This is a genomic window from Hyphomicrobium sp. D-2 (assembly GCF_029872155.1).
Taxonomy (GTDB): domain Bacteria; phylum Pseudomonadota; class Alphaproteobacteria; order Rhizobiales; family Hyphomicrobiaceae; genus Hyphomicrobium_A.
Window position 1 is genome coordinate 239,139 of record NZ_JARXLA010000003.1, and the last position, 18,368, is coordinate 257,506.

The 18,368-nt window shown below is 60.8% G+C and carries 15 protein-coding genes and 1 pseudogene; 8 read left to right on the forward strand and 8 right to left on the reverse strand.

Going from position 1 to position 18,368, the window contains the following annotated elements:
* Window positions 1-763: 763 nt before the first annotated feature.
* The 3 genes and pseudogenes from QEZ49_RS07030 to QEZ49_RS07040 form a co-directional block, all read right to left on the reverse strand.
* Complete coding sequence (locus QEZ49_RS07030; protein WP_280385457.1) at window positions 764-1,351, reverse strand: histidine phosphatase family protein; 588 nt, start codon at window positions 1,349-1,351, stop codon at window positions 764-766.
* A 27-nt stretch (window positions 1,352-1,378) separates the two neighbouring features.
* A pseudogene (fabI, locus tag QEZ49_RS07035) lies at window positions 1,379-2,231 on the reverse strand (enoyl-ACP reductase FabI).
* Between the two features lie 167 nt (window positions 2,232-2,398).
* Window positions 2,399-2,887 carry a hypothetical protein gene (locus QEZ49_RS07040; protein ID WP_280385459.1) on the reverse strand — a complete coding sequence of 163 codons (489 nt, stop codon included), beginning with the start codon at window positions 2,885-2,887 and terminating at the stop codon, window positions 2,399-2,401.
* A 136-nt stretch (window positions 2,888-3,023) separates the two neighbouring features.
* Here QEZ49_RS07040 and pdxH point away from each other — a divergent pair, with 136 nt between their 5' ends.
* The 3 genes from pdxH (at window position 3,024) to QEZ49_RS07055 (ending at window position 5,657) form a co-directional block, all read left to right on the forward strand.
* Window positions 3,024-3,677 (forward strand): pyridoxamine 5'-phosphate oxidase, encoded by a 654-nt coding sequence (pdxH, locus tag QEZ49_RS07045; protein WP_280385461.1) that lies wholly within the window; start codon window positions 3,024-3,026, stop codon window positions 3,675-3,677.
* A 149-nt stretch (window positions 3,678-3,826) separates the two neighbouring features.
* The gene (locus QEZ49_RS07050; protein WP_280385462.1) at window positions 3,827-4,585 is read left to right on the forward strand and encodes an SDR family oxidoreductase; all 759 of its coding nucleotides are present in this window, start codon (window positions 3,827-3,829) and stop codon (window positions 4,583-4,585) included.
* Between the two features lie 223 nt (window positions 4,586-4,808).
* Entirely contained in the window at window positions 4,809-5,657 is an 849-nt protein-coding gene (locus tag QEZ49_RS07055; protein ID WP_280385464.1) for a DUF1499 domain-containing protein, read from the forward strand.
* Here the strand turns inward: QEZ49_RS07055 and QEZ49_RS07060 are convergent.
* The 3 genes from QEZ49_RS07060 to QEZ49_RS07070 form a co-directional block, all read right to left on the reverse strand.
* Window positions 5,611-6,510, reverse strand: a complete 900-nt coding sequence (locus QEZ49_RS07060) for an MBL fold metallo-hydrolase (protein ID WP_280385466.1) — start codon at window positions 6,508-6,510, stop codon at window positions 5,611-5,613. The genes QEZ49_RS07055 and QEZ49_RS07060 overlap by 47 nt on opposite strands.
* Window positions 6,511-6,767: 257 nt before the next feature.
* A complete protein-coding gene (gene ycaC / locus QEZ49_RS07065; protein WP_280385468.1) occupies window positions 6,768-7,394 on the reverse strand; it encodes an isochorismate family cysteine hydrolase YcaC in 627 nt (208 codons plus the stop codon).
* Window positions 7,395-7,483: 89 nt separating this feature from the next.
* Entirely contained in the window at window positions 7,484-8,362 is an 879-nt protein-coding gene (locus QEZ49_RS07070; protein WP_280385470.1) for a pirin family protein, read from the reverse strand.
* 133 nt (window positions 8,363-8,495) lie between these two features.
* Between QEZ49_RS07070 and QEZ49_RS07075 the strand changes: the two genes are divergently transcribed.
* The 5 genes from QEZ49_RS07075 to QEZ49_RS07095 all read left to right on the forward strand — a co-directional run bounded on the left by QEZ49_RS07075 (window position 8,496) and on the right by QEZ49_RS07095 (window position 16,141).
* Window positions 8,496-9,422 carry a LysR substrate-binding domain-containing protein gene (locus tag QEZ49_RS07075; RefSeq protein WP_280385472.1) on the forward strand — a complete coding sequence of 309 codons (927 nt, stop codon included), beginning with the start codon at window positions 8,496-8,498 and terminating at the stop codon, window positions 9,420-9,422.
* Window positions 9,423-9,584: 162 nt separating this feature from the next.
* Window positions 9,585-10,385: a YggS family pyridoxal phosphate-dependent enzyme gene (locus QEZ49_RS07080; protein ID WP_280385474.1), complete on the forward strand. Its 801-nt coding sequence runs from the start codon at window positions 9,585-9,587 to the stop codon at window positions 10,383-10,385.
* Between the two features lie 397 nt (window positions 10,386-10,782).
* A complete protein-coding gene (locus QEZ49_RS07085; protein ID WP_280385476.1) occupies window positions 10,783-11,301 on the forward strand; it encodes a sigma-70 family RNA polymerase sigma factor in 519 nt (172 codons plus the stop codon).
* Between the two features lie 103 nt (window positions 11,302-11,404).
* The gene (locus QEZ49_RS07090) at window positions 11,405-12,385 is read left to right on the forward strand and encodes a FecR domain-containing protein (RefSeq protein WP_280385478.1); all 981 of its coding nucleotides are present in this window, start codon (window positions 11,405-11,407) and stop codon (window positions 12,383-12,385) included.
* Window positions 12,386-12,553: 168 nt separating this feature from the next.
* Window positions 12,554-16,141 (forward strand): TonB-dependent receptor, encoded by a 3,588-nt coding sequence (locus QEZ49_RS07095; protein WP_280385480.1) that lies wholly within the window; start codon window positions 12,554-12,556, stop codon window positions 16,139-16,141.
* Window positions 16,142-16,271: 130 nt separating this feature from the next.
* On the opposite strand, the gene QEZ49_RS07100 is transcribed toward QEZ49_RS07095, so the two are convergent.
* Both QEZ49_RS07100 and QEZ49_RS07105 read right to left on the reverse strand, forming a co-directional pair.
* The gene (locus QEZ49_RS07100) at window positions 16,272-17,669 is read right to left on the reverse strand and encodes an ATP-binding protein (RefSeq protein ID WP_280385482.1); all 1,398 of its coding nucleotides are present in this window, start codon (window positions 17,667-17,669) and stop codon (window positions 16,272-16,274) included.
* Window positions 17,669-18,340 carry a response regulator transcription factor gene (locus tag QEZ49_RS07105; RefSeq protein ID WP_280386005.1) on the reverse strand — a complete coding sequence of 224 codons (672 nt, stop codon included), beginning with the start codon at window positions 18,338-18,340 and terminating at the stop codon, window positions 17,669-17,671. The genes QEZ49_RS07100 and QEZ49_RS07105 overlap by 1 nt, the downstream gene beginning before the upstream one ends.
* Window positions 18,341-18,368: the final 28 nt, after the last annotated feature.

Consider the following 18,368-nt stretch of genomic DNA (forward strand, 5'->3'; position numbering starts at 1 on the left):
GATCGAAAAAGCGGCTGTGTGTGCAACACTTGCCCAGTGGCAGTTGTGCCAGTCTTAGGAGTGCAAGCGAGGCCTCGCAAGTGCGCTAGGTGGCAAAGACCGTGACAGACGAGCGCGACGCAGTTTAAGTGGGGGGGGTATCGCGTCGTGCTTCGCGATTGATCGCATTGAAGCAGCAGCCCGGTCGCATATCGCCTCCGCGATAAGCGGCTACCTGCATGGGCCACCTCCGGGTGGTGAAACCTCCAGTCATCACAAGGCTTGCCTTGGACTTCTGGTTTCTTTTGCTGTTTCAGGATCAACGGCGCCACAAGCGCCGGGTTGCGTGAGCGCAAACTGCGTAAAAGCGTTTAGGGCCTCCGAGAGGAACGGACTGCCCGAAACACTGCTCCATGGCAGCCTGAGCAACTGTCACCGAGTGGTGTCATGCACCAAAACGGGAAAGAGCCGAGGCAGCCGCTGCTTCGGCTCTTTCTTTTGTGTCCGGCGACACTCCTGCGGGGCGCGCGGCCGCCGGACACTGAGAAGGATTGGGGCGTCAGCCGCCGGACACGGGAAGGGGTGACACCCTACACTCGGATGACGAGAAAGGTTTTGAGGCAGCATGCTGCCCGACTACACCAGGCGCAGATGCGGAAACTGGCGTGGCTCCTGACCTCGTCGGGATGACGGCGTGCCGAGGCATATGTCTGGTAGCACCGATCTAGCTTTTACGCGCGCGGCGGCCGGCGCCCGCAGGGGTGTCGCCGCGCCCAAGTTAAAACTAAATCCACTCCATGCCGTCGCGGCGCAGAATGAGAATGCGATCCTGCGGAACGGCGAGGTCGGGGATGGCCAAGGGTTCCAGTGCGTAGAGATGCCCGCGCAGCACCCGGCTGATGCCGCCGTGGGCGACAACCACGCAATCACGCTCGATGCCGTCCAGCCAGCCCACGGCGCGCTGGCTAAGGTCGGCGTAGCTTTCGCCGCCCTCCGGACGCCAGTTGAACGTGTCGAGGTTGCGCGCTGCGAGTCCATCGGGATCGACCTGAGGCAGATCCGCCGCCAGCGTGCCCTGCCAGGCGCCGTAATTGATCTCTTTCAGGCGTGGATCGAGGCTGTAGTCTTCAGCGGGCAGTTCCATGGCCGATCGCACGATCTCCATGGTCTCCCGCGCCCGCTGCAGGGGGCTGGCGATGAAGGGAAGCGCGCCGGTTTCAGGTGCCAGCGCGCGCAACATCTCGCCGTTGCGCCGGGCCTGACCGCGGCCCTTATCGTTCAGGGGCACGTCGGCCTGCCCCTGATAGCGCGACTGGGCGTTCCAGTCGGTCTCGCCGTGGCGGATGAAATAGATCGTAACCCCGGCGCGCATCACTAAAAGCTGCTCTTCTGCGGGCGTTTAGCTCTCGTCGGATTTGGCGACCGTGATGTCCGGGGCGTCCTCGTTCTTCATGCCCTGAACATGATAGCCGCTATCGACGTGCAGCACTTCACCCGTAACGCCGCCGGAGAGATCCGAAAGCAGGTAAAGCGCCGAGCCGCCCACATCTTCAATGCTGACAGTCCGGGCGCAGGGGCGAGTTGTACTCATTCCAGCGCAGGATGTAGCGGAAGTCGGCGATGCCTGAAGCGGCCAGCGTCTTGATCGGGCCAGCCGAGATCGCATTGACGCGAATGCCGGTCTTGCCCAAGTCGGCCGCCAGATAGCGCACGCTGGCCTCCAGCGCCGCCTTCGCCACGCCCATCACGTTGTAGTGAGGCATGACCTTTTCGGCGCCGTAATAGGTGAGGGTCAGCATCGAGCCGCCCTCGGGCATCAGCTTCTCGGCCCGGGCCGCAAGGGCCGTGAACGAGTAGCACGAGATCAGCATCGTCTGGGTGAAGTTCTTCTCGGTGGTATCGACGTAGCGGCCGTCCAGCTCAGCCTTGTCCGAGAAGGCGATGGCATGGACGAAAAAGTCGAGCTTGCCCCAGACACGTTCTAGCTCAGCGAACACGGCATCCATCGATGCGGCATCGCTGACGTCACACGGCAGCACCACTTTCGAGCCAAGTTCCTTGGCCAGCGGCTCCACGCGCTTTTTCAGCGCGTCGCCCTGATACGTAAAGGCAAGCTCAGCGCCCTGGTCAGCAGCGGCGCGGGCAATGCCCCAGGCAATTGAACGGTTGTTGGCAAGGCCCATGATAAGGCCGCGTTTGCCAGCCAACAGGTTGCCCTTCGCAACCCCTGCGCTCGGCATAGGCTCCGTCATGGGTCTCTCTCTATAGTTCCTGGTTATCGCCCGGTCAGTTCGGCGCGCATCCTACACAAATGAAACGGTGGGTCCAGATGGGCGGCTGCCCGCAGGTAGAAAGTCAAAGGCCGGCTCGGGGCCGGCCTTTGTGCTGATCGCCATGCGGGAAGGGGGTTACCGCCGGGTCAGCCGTCCAATTGCCAACGGCCGCTGGGCAACCGGCAGGCGATGCCTTCCTGGCGCTTCGATGTCGGGCCGTTGGTCATTAAAACTATGAGATGTCTACAAATCTTGCCGCTGCTGTCCTTGAATGACGCTGTCGGCTGGACAAGGCCGGAGAGCTTTCCATGCCAGCGGCGCCAGACATAAGTCTTGCCGTCGCCCACCTCGGTGAGCGCATATTGGATACGTTCCAGTGCGGCGATTTCGTCCTTTTCATCCAGTTGATAGCGCGCGCTGGGCACACTGATTTCGGTCTGGGACAGGATCGAAATGCCTGGAGTTTCAGGCAAAGCGGCCGCCGGAGCCGGTGCGGCGCTTCCTTCGCGACTGACCGAAGTTTCCCACTGCTCGCTGCCGAAGGCCGTGGCTGGAGCCATCAGTATTGCTGCAAACAGAACCATGCCGGTGGTGACAACGGCGGTAAGCGTTACTACAGAGGGGTGCTGACTCATGACGCTCACTTGAATCTAACCTACGCAACTGCCACGCAAAGACTGGCGCGACCTGTGACAACTATGCTCCGGCTTGGTTAAATTCGACTGAACGCGTGTCTCGACCGAGAAAAACTTCTTGCATTGAGGTTTCGACGTGAGTGATCTGCGCCCCGCCGCCGAGGCGGTAGTAGAGCCCGGCGATTTCGTTGCTGCCGATGAACCCTTTGCCCTGTTCGCAGATTGGCTGCGGGAGGCGACCAAGCACGAGCCGGAAGACCCCAACGCCATGGCGTTGGCCACCGTCGACAGTCAGGGCCATCCCAACGTGCGCATGGTGCTGTTGAAGGCCGTCGATCCGATCGGCTATCCCGGTCGCGGATTCGTGTTCTTCACCAACTACGAGAGCGCCAAGGGCCAGGAGCTGCAGGCCAACCCGCACGCGGCGATCGATTTTTACTGGAAAAGCTTGCGTCGGCAGGTTCGTGTGCGCGGCCCGGTTACACCAACGACGGCCGAGGAAGCCGACGAGTATTTCGCAACCCGGCACCGCACATCGCAGATTGGCGCCTGGGCATCGAAGCAGTCACGGCCGCTGGAAAGCCGCTTTGCGCTGGAAAAGGCCGTGGCTGGCGAGGCCGCCAGGTATCTGCTTGGGGAAGTTCCCCGCCCGCCGCACTGGTCCGGCTTCCGCATCACGCCGGTGCAGATCGAGTTCTGGCACGCACGCATATCGCGGCTGCACGAGCGCGTGGTGTTCACGCGGCCGGAGCCCGGTGCGGAGTGGTCGAAAACCCGCCTTTACCCTTGAGCCCGCCTTTACCCTTGAGACTGTACTGACGTTGAGTGCGGCGCGCAGTAGCATGGCAGTCATGCTCCGCACGGTCGTGGCTTGACCCGGTCACAATCTACGGTCAAATCCGCTGACGTCATATGTGGCGGCTGCGGGAAAGAGGTGGCATGCCGACGAACGAAAAGCGCAGGCGGAAAATACTGGTCGTGACCGGCGCCTCGCGCGGGATCGGGCACGCCACCGTGCAGCGTTTTGCGGCGTCGGGCTGGCGCGTCATCAGCTGTTCGCGCCATGCTTTCCCGGAAAAATGCCCCTGGGAGATGGGGTGTGAAAACCATCTGCAGGTTGATCTTGCTGATCCGCAGGACACCGAGCGCGCCATCGAAGACTTGCGCGCGCGCCTTGCCGATGAAGGCGGCTATCTGGATGCGCTGGTCAATAATGCCGGCATCAGCCCCAAGGCACCGGGCGGCCAGCGTCTGGGGGCAAAGGACACCTCAAACGAGATCTGGCGCGAGGTGTTTCAGGTGAATTTCTTCGCGCCGATCATGCTGGCGCGTGGGCTTTTCGGTGAACTGGCGAAAGCGGGCGGGGCAGTGGTGAATGTCACCTCGATTGCCGGCACACGCGTGCATCCGTTTGCCGGGTCTGCCTATGCAACATCAAAGGCGGCGCTGGCGGCGTTGACGCGCGAGATGGCGGCCGATTTCGGTCGCGACGGTGTTCGCGTCAATTCCATCTCGCCGGGCGAGATCGACACCTCAATCCTTTCGCCGGGCACGGGCAAGATCGTGGAGGAGCAGATTCCCATGCATCGGCTTGGTTCGCCGGAGGAAGTGGCGCGCGCGATTTATTTCCTGTGCAGTGAGCAGTCGAGCTATGTCCACGGGGCGGAGCTGCACATCAACGGCGGCCAGCACGTTTGAGGGCCGCGCGTGGAGGTCCACTTTGCTGTGGGCGCATCGCTGCATCGGGGCTGATTCTCGATTAAGGTTGCCTGCCTTGCACCTTGGGGAAACGCCGACGCCGATGTCGTTGGCAACTAACTGATGGCTGACCTTGCATGACCTCCGCCGCGCCTGCACTTTTTTCAGCCGCTGAAGCACCGCGCCCGGCAGCGGCCATCGCGTTTTGCCTGCGGTGTCACGCATGAGATCGCCACACTCCGCGCCTTCCTTCTTCGGCCGCTGGACCAGCCGCATCGCGGTATTCTCGGCTGTGTTGCTGTTCACAGCGGCATTCCTGCATCGAATCTTTTCTCTGCCCACGCCCATTGCCTTCAATCTTGCGGCGGTTGCGTTTCTCGGCGCCGGGCTTGCGATCATTTTCGCGGTGCTGGCGATCATCGGCATCTGGCGTACCGGACGCGCCGGAACGTCCCGCGCTGTATTCGCCATTCTTGTCAGTCTGGCCCTGATGCTCTGGCCGCTTATTTTCCTGCCGAAGTATGATGGCCTGCCAAGCATCTACGACGTTACGACCGACACCGCTGATCCGCCGCCGTTTACCGAGATCGCGAAGTTGCGCGCGCCCGATGCAAACTCGGTTGCGTATGTGGGGGAATCCTTTGCGCGCAAGCAGGCTGCGACCTATCCGGATATTCGGCCGATTGAAATCGACAGGCCTGCCGACGAAGTTTTTGAGCTCGTCATTGCGGCCTTGAGGCGGCTGAAGCTGCCGATCATCCATCAGCAGCCGCCCGATGACTCTGTTGAGCGCCCAGGCTTCATTGAAGTGGCGGATCGCACGCTAATTCTGGGGCTGCAAGAAGACATCGCTATCCGTGTCTCAGGCACGGAAAAGCACGCGCGGGTCGATGTGCGTTCAGCTTGGCGTTATGGCAAACATGATCTGGGATTCAACGCCGCACGGGTGCGCGTGCTGCTAAAGGAAATCGTTGTTGCGATGGAGTCGTCCGTTCCGTCCGCGCGCAACGAACAAGCCGAGGAACCTAAAGAGGACGAACCTCGCAATCGGCGATCGAAGAACCGTCGCTGACGGTGATGAGTTCGCGTTCGGCCAGATGATCGATGTGCGCGCGCAGCGACATCATCGCTGCACCCATCACTGCTGGATCGAGATCACGATAGATAATCGGCAGCAGTGCGCGCGCGCTTGATGCGCCTTTTCGAATAGCTTCCAGAATGGCCTGCTCGCGCCACTTGCGGTGCAGAAGATAGGCTTTCACCGCGCGCTTGGGTTCCTCGATGCGCCCGCCGTGGCCCGGCAGAAACAGGGCATCGTTGCGTGTCAGCAGCCGCTCCAGAGAACGCAGATAATCTGACATGCGGCCTTCGGGCGGCGCGATAACCGATGTGTTCCATGCCATCACGTGGTCGCCAGAAAAAACGATCGGCTGATTTTCCATCGCAAGGCAGAGGTGGTCCGGCGCATGGCCCGGCGTATGTAGCGCTGTCAATGCCCAGTCTTCGCCGGCGATGCGGTCGTTATCGGCGACGTGCACGTCCGCCATAAAATCGTGCCCGACAAACTCCGCATGGGGATCGCCGCCTTGCTCGGGTGTCAGTTGAGCGCGCCGAAATGCAAACGTGCGTGCGCCGGTTGCTGCCACCAGGGCGTTGATGCCGTCGGTGTGGTCGCGGTGGGCGTGGGTGGTAATGATGTGCGTGATCGGGCGTCCATTCGCTGCGGCAAGGATCGCATCACGATGCACCGCGCTTTCCGGACCCGGATCGATCACGGCCAGACTGCGGGTTCCGACAAGATACGTGTTTGTGCCCTTGAACGTCAGCGGTCCGGCATTGGGCGCCACAAGCCGCGCGATCCCATCCGCCATAACGGTGGGGATGCCGTAGCTGAAGTGCATGTCGGTTTTGAAGTTAAGGGCCATACAACGCAACCGGTCTTGCTGGAAACGGGCCGACGGACAATGTCAGTTCGGCAAGCGGGAATGTAGCCCGCCGCGAGACTGAGGTCATGACAGATGAGACAGGGTTTGCCCAGCGGCTGTGGCGAAGACGGTTGCAAGTGCCGCGCCTCGTGCTTTGGCAGGCTACACGCCGATAATCACGGCGGTTGCAGAGGGCGTGTACATTCCGCGGGGATCAATCCGCCGATACCAGCGGATTGATCCAGTTGGGTCGATATTCAGCGCCCGGTCTTTGCGGCGGTATAGCCGGTGATGAGGTTGCGATAGTCGGGGATGTGGTTCGACAGCAGCGCGCCGAGGCCCTCCACGTCGTTGCGCCAATCGCGATGCAGTTCGCAGGCAACGCCGAACCAAGTCATGAGCTGAGCACCGGCAGCCGACATGCGGTCCCATGCGTTGTCACGTGTGATCGAATTGAACGTGCCCGAAGCGTCGGTGACAACGAACACCTCATAGCCCTCAGCGAGTGCGGACAGAGTGGGGAATGCCACGCAAACTTCCGTCACGACGCCGGCGATGATGATCTGCTTGCGTCCCGTGGCTTTCACGGCGTTTACAAAATCATCGTTGTCCCAGGCATTGATCTGTCCCGGCCGCGCGATGAAGGGTGCATTGGGAAACTGTTGCTTCAGTTCGGGAACGATGGGGCCGTTGGGGCCATCTTCAAAGCTGGTCGTCAGAATGGTGGGAAGCTTGAAGTAGGCCGCAAGATCGCCCAGTGCGAGCACGTTGTTTTTGAACTTGTCGGGTTCGATATCGCGCACCAGCGACAGCAGCCCCGACTGATGATCAACGAGCAGCACGACGGCGTTGTCGCGGTCAAGGCGGTTGTAGGCCCGGGCCATAGCAGGTTCCTTCTGGGTCTTTAATGATGAAGGGGGAATTCGGCGCGAGGATGGTGCCCCGGATTTTCATCCGGAGCACCGCAGTTGCGTCAGGCGTGCTCGACAGCAGCGATGCCGCCGAACTTGCCGTGCTGGAAATCAAGCATCGCCTGCTTGATCTCGCCCACGGTGTTCATCACGAACGGGCCCTGGGCGACGACGGGCTCGTTGATAGGCTCGCCGCTCAGCACCAGCAGCTTGGCATCGCCATTGGCTTCGATGGTGATGCTGCCGCCTTCCGAAGCGAACACGACGGTCTGTGCGTCGCGTGCAACTTCTTCGCCGTTGATCTCGACAGTGCCCGAAAGCACGACCACCGTCAGAGTGTGGCCTTCCGGCAGATCGAGGGTCGCTGTCTTGTTCCTGTTCAGACGCACGTCCCAGATGTTGATGGGCGTGAACGTCCGCGCAGGACCTTTGGCAGCATCGATGTTGCCGGCGATGACGCGAACTCGGCCTACACCGTTGGGCAGTTCCACGACCGGGATGTCGGACGCGAGCAGCGTCTGATAGCCGGGGGCCGCGGACTTATCCTTCGCGGGCAGGTTCACCCAGAGCTGCGCCATCTCGAATGCACCGCCCTTGCGGGCAAATGCATCGGAATGGAACTCCTCATGGACGATGCCGTTGGCAGCCGTCATCCACTGCACGTCCCCCGGTCCGATGACGCCGCCGGCACCGGCTGAATCGCGGTGCTCAACTTCGCCGTCGTACACGATGGTCACCGTCTCGAACCCCTTGTGCGGGTGGGCGCCGACGCCGCGCCGCTGCGTGGTGGGGCCGAAAACGGCGGGTCCGGCGTAGTCCATCATGATGAACGGGCTGACGTGCTGGCCCTGATCGTGGTGGGAGACCACGGTGCGGACCGGAAAGCCGTCACCGACCCAGTGCTGACGCGGGGCGCTGTAGATGCCGAGAATCTTTCTCATGGCACTTCTCCTGCTGGTGATTGGTGGGGGATGCCGGTGGGCATCTCCGTTGCCGATATACCTATCGACGGGACGATTAATTCGCTAGCAGGCACATATTGACCACACCGTCCCAAATATAGGACGATAGTGCATGCAGCAGGATCTCAACGACCTCTACTATTTTGCGTCGGTGGTGGAGCATGGTGGCTTTGCCGCCGCCAGCCGGGCGCTGGGTATCCCTAAGTCGAAGCTGAGCCGCCGGGTTCAGGAGCTGGAGGAGCGGCTCGGCGTGCGCCTGTTGCAGCGCTCAACGCGCAAGCTCGCGGTAACGGAGCTGGGGCAGGCGTATTACCGGCACTGCGTGGCGATGCTGGTCGAGGCCGAGGCGGCGCAGGACGTGATCGACCGGTCGCGCTCCGAACCGCAGGGTGTCATCCGCGTCAGCGCGCCGCCTGCGTTGGTCTGTTTTGAAGTGGGCACGATGATCGCGCGTTACATGGCGAAGTTTCCGCGCGTTCACGTCGATCTGGTTTCGACGTCCCGCCGTGTTGATGTGATCGGCGAGGGCTTTGACGTTGCGTTGCGCGTGCGCTTCCCGCCACTGGAGCAGAGCGACCTCGTGATGCGTACGCTGAGCGAAAGTCCGCAACGGATGGTTGCCAGTCCGGAGCTGGTCAAGGGGATGGCGCTGCCGCTGGTGCCTGCGGATCTTGCAGCGCTGCCTAGCCTCGATCTGGCTCCGGCGGTGGCGAAGCATGTGTGGGAGCTGATCGGCGCTGACGGTGCCTCTGTGCGCGTGACGCATCATCCACGGCTCATCACAGACGACATGGCTCAGCTTCTCGCAGCAGCCATCGCCGGGGTCGGAGTGGTGAAGCTGCCATCGATGGTGGCGGATGAGCACATCGCATCGGGCGCGCTGGTCAACGTCACGCCGGGCTGGACGCCGCCCGGTGGCATTGTGCACGCGGTGTTTCCATCCCGTCGCGGACTGCTGCCATCGGTGCGCGGATTTATCGATTTTCTGGCCGCAGAATACAGCGCGCTTAATCTGATCGACGCTTCGCGACATCAGTAGGTCGCCTACTTTACCGCGCGCTCGCAGCGATTGTTCATACACTTTAGCTGAGTGCGGCGTTTTATAGGCATACCTGCCGCGCGAATGCGTCCTACATGGTGTGAGCAACAAGGGACGCGAACAAGTAATGCGCGAGTTGGCTGACACACGAACGGATGCAGCATGACGATGACCCAACGAGCCGATTTATCGGCTGACGATATTGCGCGTTTCGGTGAGGATCCCACTGCGTCGTTCGCTGCGAACCTGCAGGACGTCAGATCTCGCATCGCCGCAGCTTGTCTTCGCAGCGGGCGGTCGCCGGACGATGTGCGGTTGCTGCCGGTCACCAAGACTGTGCCGGTGCCGGTTCTGCGCTATGCCTTCGCAGCGGGAATCCGCGATTTCGGTGAAAACAAATTGCAGGAGGCGCGCGATAAAAACGCAGCTCTTGCCGATCTCGATATCCGCTGGAGCATCATCGGGCATCTTCAGACCAACAAGGTGAAGTACCTGGTGCGCTTCGCATCGGAATTCCATGCGCTCGATAGCTTCCGGCTGGCGGAAGAACTGAACCGACGTCTTGAAGCGCAGGAGCGCGATCTTGATGTGTTCGTGCAGGTCAACACATCGGGCGAGCCGAGCAAGTATGGGCTGCAACCGGCGGACGTCATTCCGTTCGTCGAACGCTTGGCCGAGTTCCCTCGCCTGAAACCGCAGGGACTCATGACGCTCGCGATATTCAGTTCCGATGTCGAACGCGTTCGGACTTGCTTCCGGTTGCTGCGTGATCTGCGGGATCGCGCGGTGGCGGTTCACCCGGCATTGACGCAGCTCTCAATGGGGATGTCCGGAGATTTTGAGATCGCCATCGAGGAAGGCGCGAATGTTGTGCGTGTCGGCCGGGCCATCTTCGGCGCGCGGCCGACCAGCGATGCACACTATTGGCCCGGACTGATCTCACCCGAACCCGACCAGCAGTAGACGATAGAGCGGGACGCATAGCGCACGCTGTAGTTGCCTGTTGTCAAGCAAGGCAGTTGCTTTGCGGCAACGAGCGCTCGGTTTGTTGCGATCAATCGATCTGGCTCCGGCGGTATGCGATCAGCCGCGCTCGCAGCGGCAAGACCACTAAAACAAGGCATAATCATACTCTTGTAGTCATGTTATGTGGCCGCCCGCCCGGAACTGCATAGAAGCGCTCTAAATATTTATTGTTGCAGAGAAATTTTTGATGGGATTTGTGGAGATGCAAAGTGCGGCATCGGCGTTGCCTTCCCGCATTCAAGGCTGACGGCATCGATTGTTGGCCTGCTTTCCGCTATGCCGCGCCCCGGCTTGAAGGGGCTTTACCGTACCATGTGAGGCGTGAGGTTGCTCTGTGGCTGACAATATCCATCGATGGCTCGGGGATCTGTTTCGGCACTATCACACCGAGGTCGTGCGTTATGCGGCCCGTCTCGTCGGTGACCGCGAAAACGGCGAGGAGGTCGTGCAAAGCGCTTACGTGCGTCTTGCAAGGCGCTCCGCCGAAGGCATCGTTGTCGAGCATCCGAGAGCCTACCTGTTTACGGCGGCGCGCAATGCTGCCGTCGATTTCACGGCGCGGCGTGCGGTGGAATGGACCTATCGCGTCGACGTTGAGGATCTGTCGCCGCTGGCGGTGACCGTTGATCCAACTGTGGCATTTGAATATCGCCAGCGCCTAGCCCGCCTTGCCGTGCTGCTCAACGAACTGCCCACCTCCTGCCGGACTGCTTTCGTCATGAACCGGATGGAGGGGCGCACGCACAAAGAGGTGGCGCAGGCGCTTGGCATATCCATCAGCATGGTCGAAAAGCACGTCACCCGTGCGCTGATTCATTGTCGCGATCTCATGCGCGACGCAGAAGAGAGCTGACCTGCAGGCCACCTGCATCGAAGGTTGCATTACGGGTTTTGCGCCGTGGTCCCGTCTATATCACTGAGGACATGACAGACTGACCGTGCAACGTGATCCGCGGATGAGCCCCAAACCAACCTATCCATCCAAGGCACTTTCGAACGAAGCGCTGGAGTGGATCGTTCGACTGAATTCTGGCGCGGCCCGAAAATCGGATCGCACGGCCTTTGCTACCTGGCGCGCACAGAGCGCCGAGCACGAGGCCGCCGCGGCCGAGGCCGAAGCCCTTTGGCGCGATGCCGACAATCTTCATGCCGATCCTGAAAGCGGTTTGATCAGGTTAGGCGGCCGCAAAAAGCCTCGGGTGTCCCGGCGTACGGTGCTCCGCGGGTTGGCCGGCGTGGGGGTCGGGGCCGTTGGCGCTTACTGGGCCAGCGGCGCCATGCGGCCGCTGATGGCCGACCATGCGACAGGGGTCGGCGAAGTCGGAACGGTCGATCTGCACGATGGCACGCGCGTGGTGCTGAATGCAATGTCGGCAATGAATGTCGATTATTCTCCGCAGTTGCGCCGCATCGCGCTGCTGCAAGGGCAAGCCTATTTCGAGGTCATGCGCGACACCGCCCGTCCATTCGAAGTTTCGGCGCGCGGCGCCACCGTGACCGCGCTCGGCACAGCCTTTGATGTCGACAGCCGCCTTGCATCCGATCGCGTCAGCGTCTTTGTCGCCCAGAACGCTGTGCGGGTGCAATCCACGTTCGAGCGTGCAACCGATAGTGTCATTCTGTCGGCCGGGCACAGGGTGCTCGTCTCCGGTGCAGGCCGCATCGGTGCCGCAGTCGCACAGGACCCCGCAGCAGCTCTGGCCTGGCGCACGGGGATGCTGATCGCCGAGGGTGAAACGTTGGAAGATGTGATCGCTGCTCTGCGCACCTATTCCAAAGGCTGGATCATCATCCAGGATGCCGATGTGCGCGAGCTGAAGGTCAACGCGGTTCTGGATCTCAGAACTCCTCAGCAATCGCTCGATGCGCTGGCGGCCGGCCTGCCGATCCGGGTGATGCGGTTGTCAAATCTCGTCACGGTTATTTCTGCCGCATAGCGATCGTGAATTTTTCGGCGGATCTTTGTTGAGGGTTATCGTCAGGTTTCCCGTCTAAGCCAGTGAGGGAAGGCACGAGCCCACTGGCTAACTCCCTCGATGTGTATGCGTATGGGGGTTTGAATGTCGTTTGCGTACCGGGGGCGCCAACCGCAGCATTTTGCGCGGATGGCGATGTTAAGCGTGTCGCTGCTGGCCTTGGCGCCCGCGCTGCAAGCACAGCAGCTATCTGCTGCACAGAGCAACACCATCAGTTTCAATATTCCAGCTCAGCCGCTGACATCGGCGCTTTCTGCGTTTGCGCGTCAGTCGGGCGTCAAGCTGGCTTATCCGGCATCGCTTACAGCGGGTAAGTCGGCGCCGGCGCTTTCTGGTCAATACACGCGCGATGCGGCGCTGAGCCAACTGCTGAGCGGCAGCGGTTTGAGCTTCAGCTTCACCGCGGCGAACGTCGCGACGATCAGCGATCCTAACAGCGGCGCCGATGCCGGTGCGGCTGTCGATGGTGCGATTGCGCTGGATACTATCGATGTGTCGGGTGGTGGCATCGCGGGCACCTCCGTTTACACACCCTATGAAACCGCAGCACCGACCGCACACATTTCGGCTGAAAACATTGAACGCTTTCGCGGCGCAAGTCCGGCTGACATGTTCCGCGGAACACCCGGCGTAATGTCGGGCGAAGCGCGCAATGGCGGTGCAGGCATCGACGTCAATATCCGCGGCATGCAGGGCTTTGGCCGCGTTTCGACAACCGTCGATGGTGCAGAAAATTCGCTCACCATCTATCAGGGATATCAGGGACTATCGAACCGCTCGTTCGTCGATCCTGATCTGATCGGCGGCGTCGACATCACCAAGGGTTCTGACGCTTCATCGTGGGGCAACGCCGGCTCCGTGGCCATGCGCACGATCAACGCCGACGACATCGTCAAGGATGGCAACACGTGGGGCGTGCGCGTCAAAGGCGGCTTTGGCACCAACACGTCCGGGCCGACCACCGGCAGTCGCGCTGGCTACCTGTTCAACAATCCGCTTAGCGAACTAAACGATCCCAATGCGCGCCCCGGAACCGCGACGCCATCGGCGGCGGGCATGAACCGGCCGAATACATTCACGCCCACCAGCGGATCAGGCAGCATTGCTGCCGCATACAAAGGCGAGAATTTCGACGTCGTTGCGGGCTACGCCTATCGCGAGCAGGGCAATTATCACGCCGGCACTAAGGGCAACGATGCCAATCCGACCAACACCGGCGATCGGCCGTTCTGTTATCCGGATGGAACCTGCCCGTTTTTCTATCGCGACTTCATGGTCAACGGTGGACTGGCGAACTACCGCGCCGGCGAGGAAGTGCTGAACACGCAGTTGCGTACCGAGTCATGGCTGGCAAAAATGAATGCCAAGCTCTCCGATGAGCACACGCTGCAGCTTGGCTACACCGGATTCCGCAGTGAAGCAGGTGATCGGATGGCGTCTTCGCTTGGCAGCATTGGCACTCAGGCCGTTCAACAGAAGCAGACTGCAGGCACTGCCCTTGACACGTTCACTGCTCGCCATCAGTGGAATCCGGCCGATAACGATCTGATCCAGCTGAACGCCAACGCGTATTGGAGCCACCTTGAACTGCGCAATCCGATGCGCCTCACCAACTATGCGTTCGTGCAGAAAGGGCTTGTCGCGCCAAACTTCCGCAGCGGCTCCGACACCGACATGTGGGGCGGCGATCTCACCAACCTGTCGAAATTCGATTTCGACTTCGGCAAGATTGATGTCACCAACGGCTTTTCATATCGCGCCGAAGACACGCGCGGCAGCCGCAACAGCGAAGCGATGGACATCATCGGCGCGCGCGATGCCGTTCGCCACGAGGTCGCGGGCTTCACCAAGGTAGCATACACGCCGCTGGACTGGTTCACCGTGCACGGCGGCCTACGCTACTCGCATTTCTGGATGCAGGATCGTTTCGAGCCCTATTCGGAGCGCGGCCAGATCGAGCGCGGCGAGATCAAAATGGGCTACCGAACCAATGATGGCGGGTTCAGCCCATCGGCCGGCGTAATCGTCAAGCCGATGGACGGCGTCGAGCTGTACGCAAACTATTCGAGCACGCTGCGTTCGCCAAGCATCATCGAAGCCGGTTCGGCCTTCACCATGGTGGCGCAGAACGGTTTGGTGCCAGAACGCTCCAACAACTGGGAGCTCGGCGCCAACCTGCGTCGCGACGGCCTTTTGTCAACCGATGATCGCGGCATGGTCAAGCTCGGCTACTTCAATTGGGATGTGCAGGATTATCTCGCGCGTAATCTCAGGATCATCGACAACAACAACGTGCTGCAGGTCGACAACATCGACCGGGCGAAATTCGAAGGCGTGGAATTTGCCGGACGCTACGAATACAAGGGTTTCTCAGCGGATCTCGCCGCGAACTATTTTCTTAACGTTGAATACTGCCGCACGGCTGATACCTGCGGCGCCGGCACGCTCTACGGCGATTACGCCACCAATCATGTGCAGCCGAAATACACCGTCGATCTGACCGTTGCCCAGAAGCTGTTCGAGGATACGCTGACGGTCGGCGGCCGCGCATCGTACATCGGTCCGCGCTCGATTGGTCATGGCGACGTCACCGCGGTCGGTGCATCGCAGTTCATCGCGCCGATAAAGTGGGAACCCTATGTGCTGGTCGACCTGTTCTCGGAATACAAGCTGACCGACAGCCTGACGGCATCGCTGCGCGTCGAAAACCTGTTCGACAAATACTATATCGACCCGCTCAGCCTCGTCGCGCAGCCAGGCCCTGGCCGCACCTTCTATGCCAGCTTCACCAAGACATTCGGCGGTGACGATACGTTGCCTGAAGTGCCGTCGCTGTTCACCCACGGCGAACCGGACTCCACTGGCCGTGTTGACTGGGGCGGTCTTTATGCGGGCTTCCACGCCGGCGCCGGTCTGGCGCACACGTGGGGCACGACGACTCCAACCGATGGTTCGTCAAACGCCATCGCCGCAACCGAATCCGCCGACATGGACTTCGACAGCGGCATGTTCGGCCTGCAGGCGGGCTATAACTGGCAGCTTGGCAACGGTGTGGTGCTGGGTCTCGAAGCCGATTGGAGCAAGACCTACATGCAGGGCCGGCAGATGGCGCGCTCCACCGAAGGCACGCTCGCTACCGCAGGCTCGCTGCAGGCTCTGACAGCGTACGACATCGACTGGACCGTGAGCGTGCGCGGCCGCATTGGTTATGCCGTGAGCGACCGGCTCATGCTCTACGGCACCGGCGGTCTCAGCATGTTGCGCGAAACGCAAACGCGTCAGCAGTATCGCTCCACTAACTCTCCGGCATATCCATTGGGCAAGACGACGGAAGCGGTCGGCATTGAGACAGATACCAAGAACCGGTTCGGATTCACCGTCGGCGGCGGCGCGGAATATGCGGTCAGCGAGCACTGGTCGATCCGCGCGGATTACGGCTACACCCGCTTCGGTAGCAAGAGCTTTTCGTTTGAAAAGGCAGCAGCCGGTGCTGCGGCTCCCTCGGCAACACCTGGCGCCATCATTGGCTACATCAGGGACGATCCTCGCTTCTCCGCCCGATGTGCGGCTGGAACACTGCCGCAATCGATCTGCGATGAGCCTATGCGCGCACCCACGATATACGACGACGGCACCGCAAATGAAGTGAACGGCCGGTCCGCGAACAATGCGCTCGACATGCACACGCTCAAGCTCGGCATCAACTACCGCTTTTAATTGAAGCGTTCAGCCGAACAACCAACTCGCCGCGATGAATTCCTTCTGGATCATCGCGGCGGTGGCGTGAAGTATCGGAGATGCCACGCGCGACGTCCGTTTTGATCGCGTGAGTTTGGTTCGCCAGGATTTACGATGTGAGTTCATTATCAGCCGATGCGGTGCCGTCGTCGTTGAACGCTACCAGATGCAGAGTGAACTGAGCGCCGCCGCCGCTGCGACTGTCAACTGTTACCGAACCTTGATGGATTTCGGCAATGCGCTTGACGATGGACAGGCCTAGTCCAGCGCCGCCGGTTCGATAGGGATCGCGGACGCCAAAGCGCTGAAAGATTGTATCGCGCTGGGAGACCGGTACCCCATCACCTCGATCAAGTACGGTGACGGTAGCGTCCGAGCCGACAATCAGTTCAACGGTAGAGCCGGCCGGCGTATGCCGAAGTGCGTTCTCAGAAAGGTTGCGCACGGCGCGGCGCAGAAGTTCTGCGTTGCCGCGAACCCATACCGGCGTGCCGGAAGCTTCGAGAGCAACGCTTTTGTCCTGCGCCAGCGCCAGCGGGGCAATGTGGGCAGCAACGTCGGCGCACACCTCATAAATATCGGCGCGGTCGCTGGCGTGCACGAGAATGTTGTCCGATTCGGCAAGATCGAGCAGCTGCCCGATCACGCGGCTCATGACATCGACATCGCGGAACAATTCATCCGTCGGCAGCAGGTCGGCACGGGTTTCAAGGCGCGCGCGTAGTACGGCCAAAGGTGTACGCAACTCGTGCGCCGTGTCGGCAATGAACTCGCGCTGATGGGCGAAGCCATTTTCGATGCGATCAAGCGCCTGATTGATGCTGGTGACCAGCGGCAGAATTTCGTTTGGAACATCGTGGACGGGCAGTCGAACTTCCAGACGATTGGGCGAAATACGTGCGGCTTTTGTCGAGGCGCGCAACAGGGGCTGCATCGAATTGCGAACGATGAGAATGTCGGCCGTGGCTAACAGCAACAGTACCGGAATGGCCGTCCAACCAACCCGCTGCAGAAACTCTGCGACGACGTCATCCAAAACGACATCCCGATGGTGGAGATCCTCACCAACCTGAATCCAAAGGTTTTCGTCGCCAATGTTCTTGAGAATGCTGACGCCGGCAATCTCCTTGTCACCTATCTTTGCTACCTGATATCCGCTGGGAATGGTGTTGCCGGACGTGGAGACAAAAAGACCTTGTGCGTACGCTGTAGGAGACAGCAGCGGCGCGCCGCGTTCGTCCAGAACAGCGTATGCATAGCGCCCATAGTCGTCTGAGAATATCGCCTTCAGATTTTGCGGCAGTTCGAGGTTGAGTTTGCCATCGGGATTGCGGCGCAGGTTAGATGCCAGCCATTCGGCCTGATCGCGCATCGCCTGTTCATGAATCGTATGCACGGCTACGTTCATGAAATAGAACAGCACCAGCGGAATGATGGTGGCGGTGATAAGAATGGTGATGACATGCAGCGAAGTCATCCGTGCCGTTAGCGAACGGAAAGTCGGCACTACTCAGTTTCCTTCATCACATAGCCAACGCCGCGCATGGTTGCGATTTTTACGCTCGCGCCAGCTGCCGCAAGCTGTTTGCGCAATCGGTGCACGTAAACCTCGGCGGCGTTTGAAGTCACTTCACCCAGACCAAAGAGATGGTCTTCCACGGCCTTCCTGGAGACGACATTGCCCTTGCGGCGCATGAGAAGCTCAAGCACCGTGGTCTCCCGCACTGAGAGAAGCACGGGTTGGTCGTTGATGCTTGCCTGACGCGTTTGCGTGTCAAATGTCAGGTCGCCGAGCTGGAGTTGGGCGCCAAGAAGATTGCCCGGACGACGCAGCAAGGCTTCAATGCGGGCGACTAGCTCTGCAAATGCGAACGGCTTTACCAAATAGTCGTCAGCCCCTGCGCGTAGCCCCGCCACTCTGTCGTCGACGCCGTCGCGCGCGGTCAGGATAAGCACAGGCGTCGGATTGCCCGCCTGCCGCAATGTGGCGAGAACGCAGGAACCGTCTTTGTCAGGTAGGCCGAGATCCAGGATAATGGCTGCGTAACTATTGGATGACGCGGCCGCAAGTGCCTGGTCGGCGCGGGTGACGGCATCGACGGTAAACCCGGCGGTGCGCAGGCCGTTGGAGATGAGCTCAGAGAGTTGCTCGTTGTCTTCGACGATCAGCAGCCGCATCGCATCTGAATATCCTGTATCGGGCGCG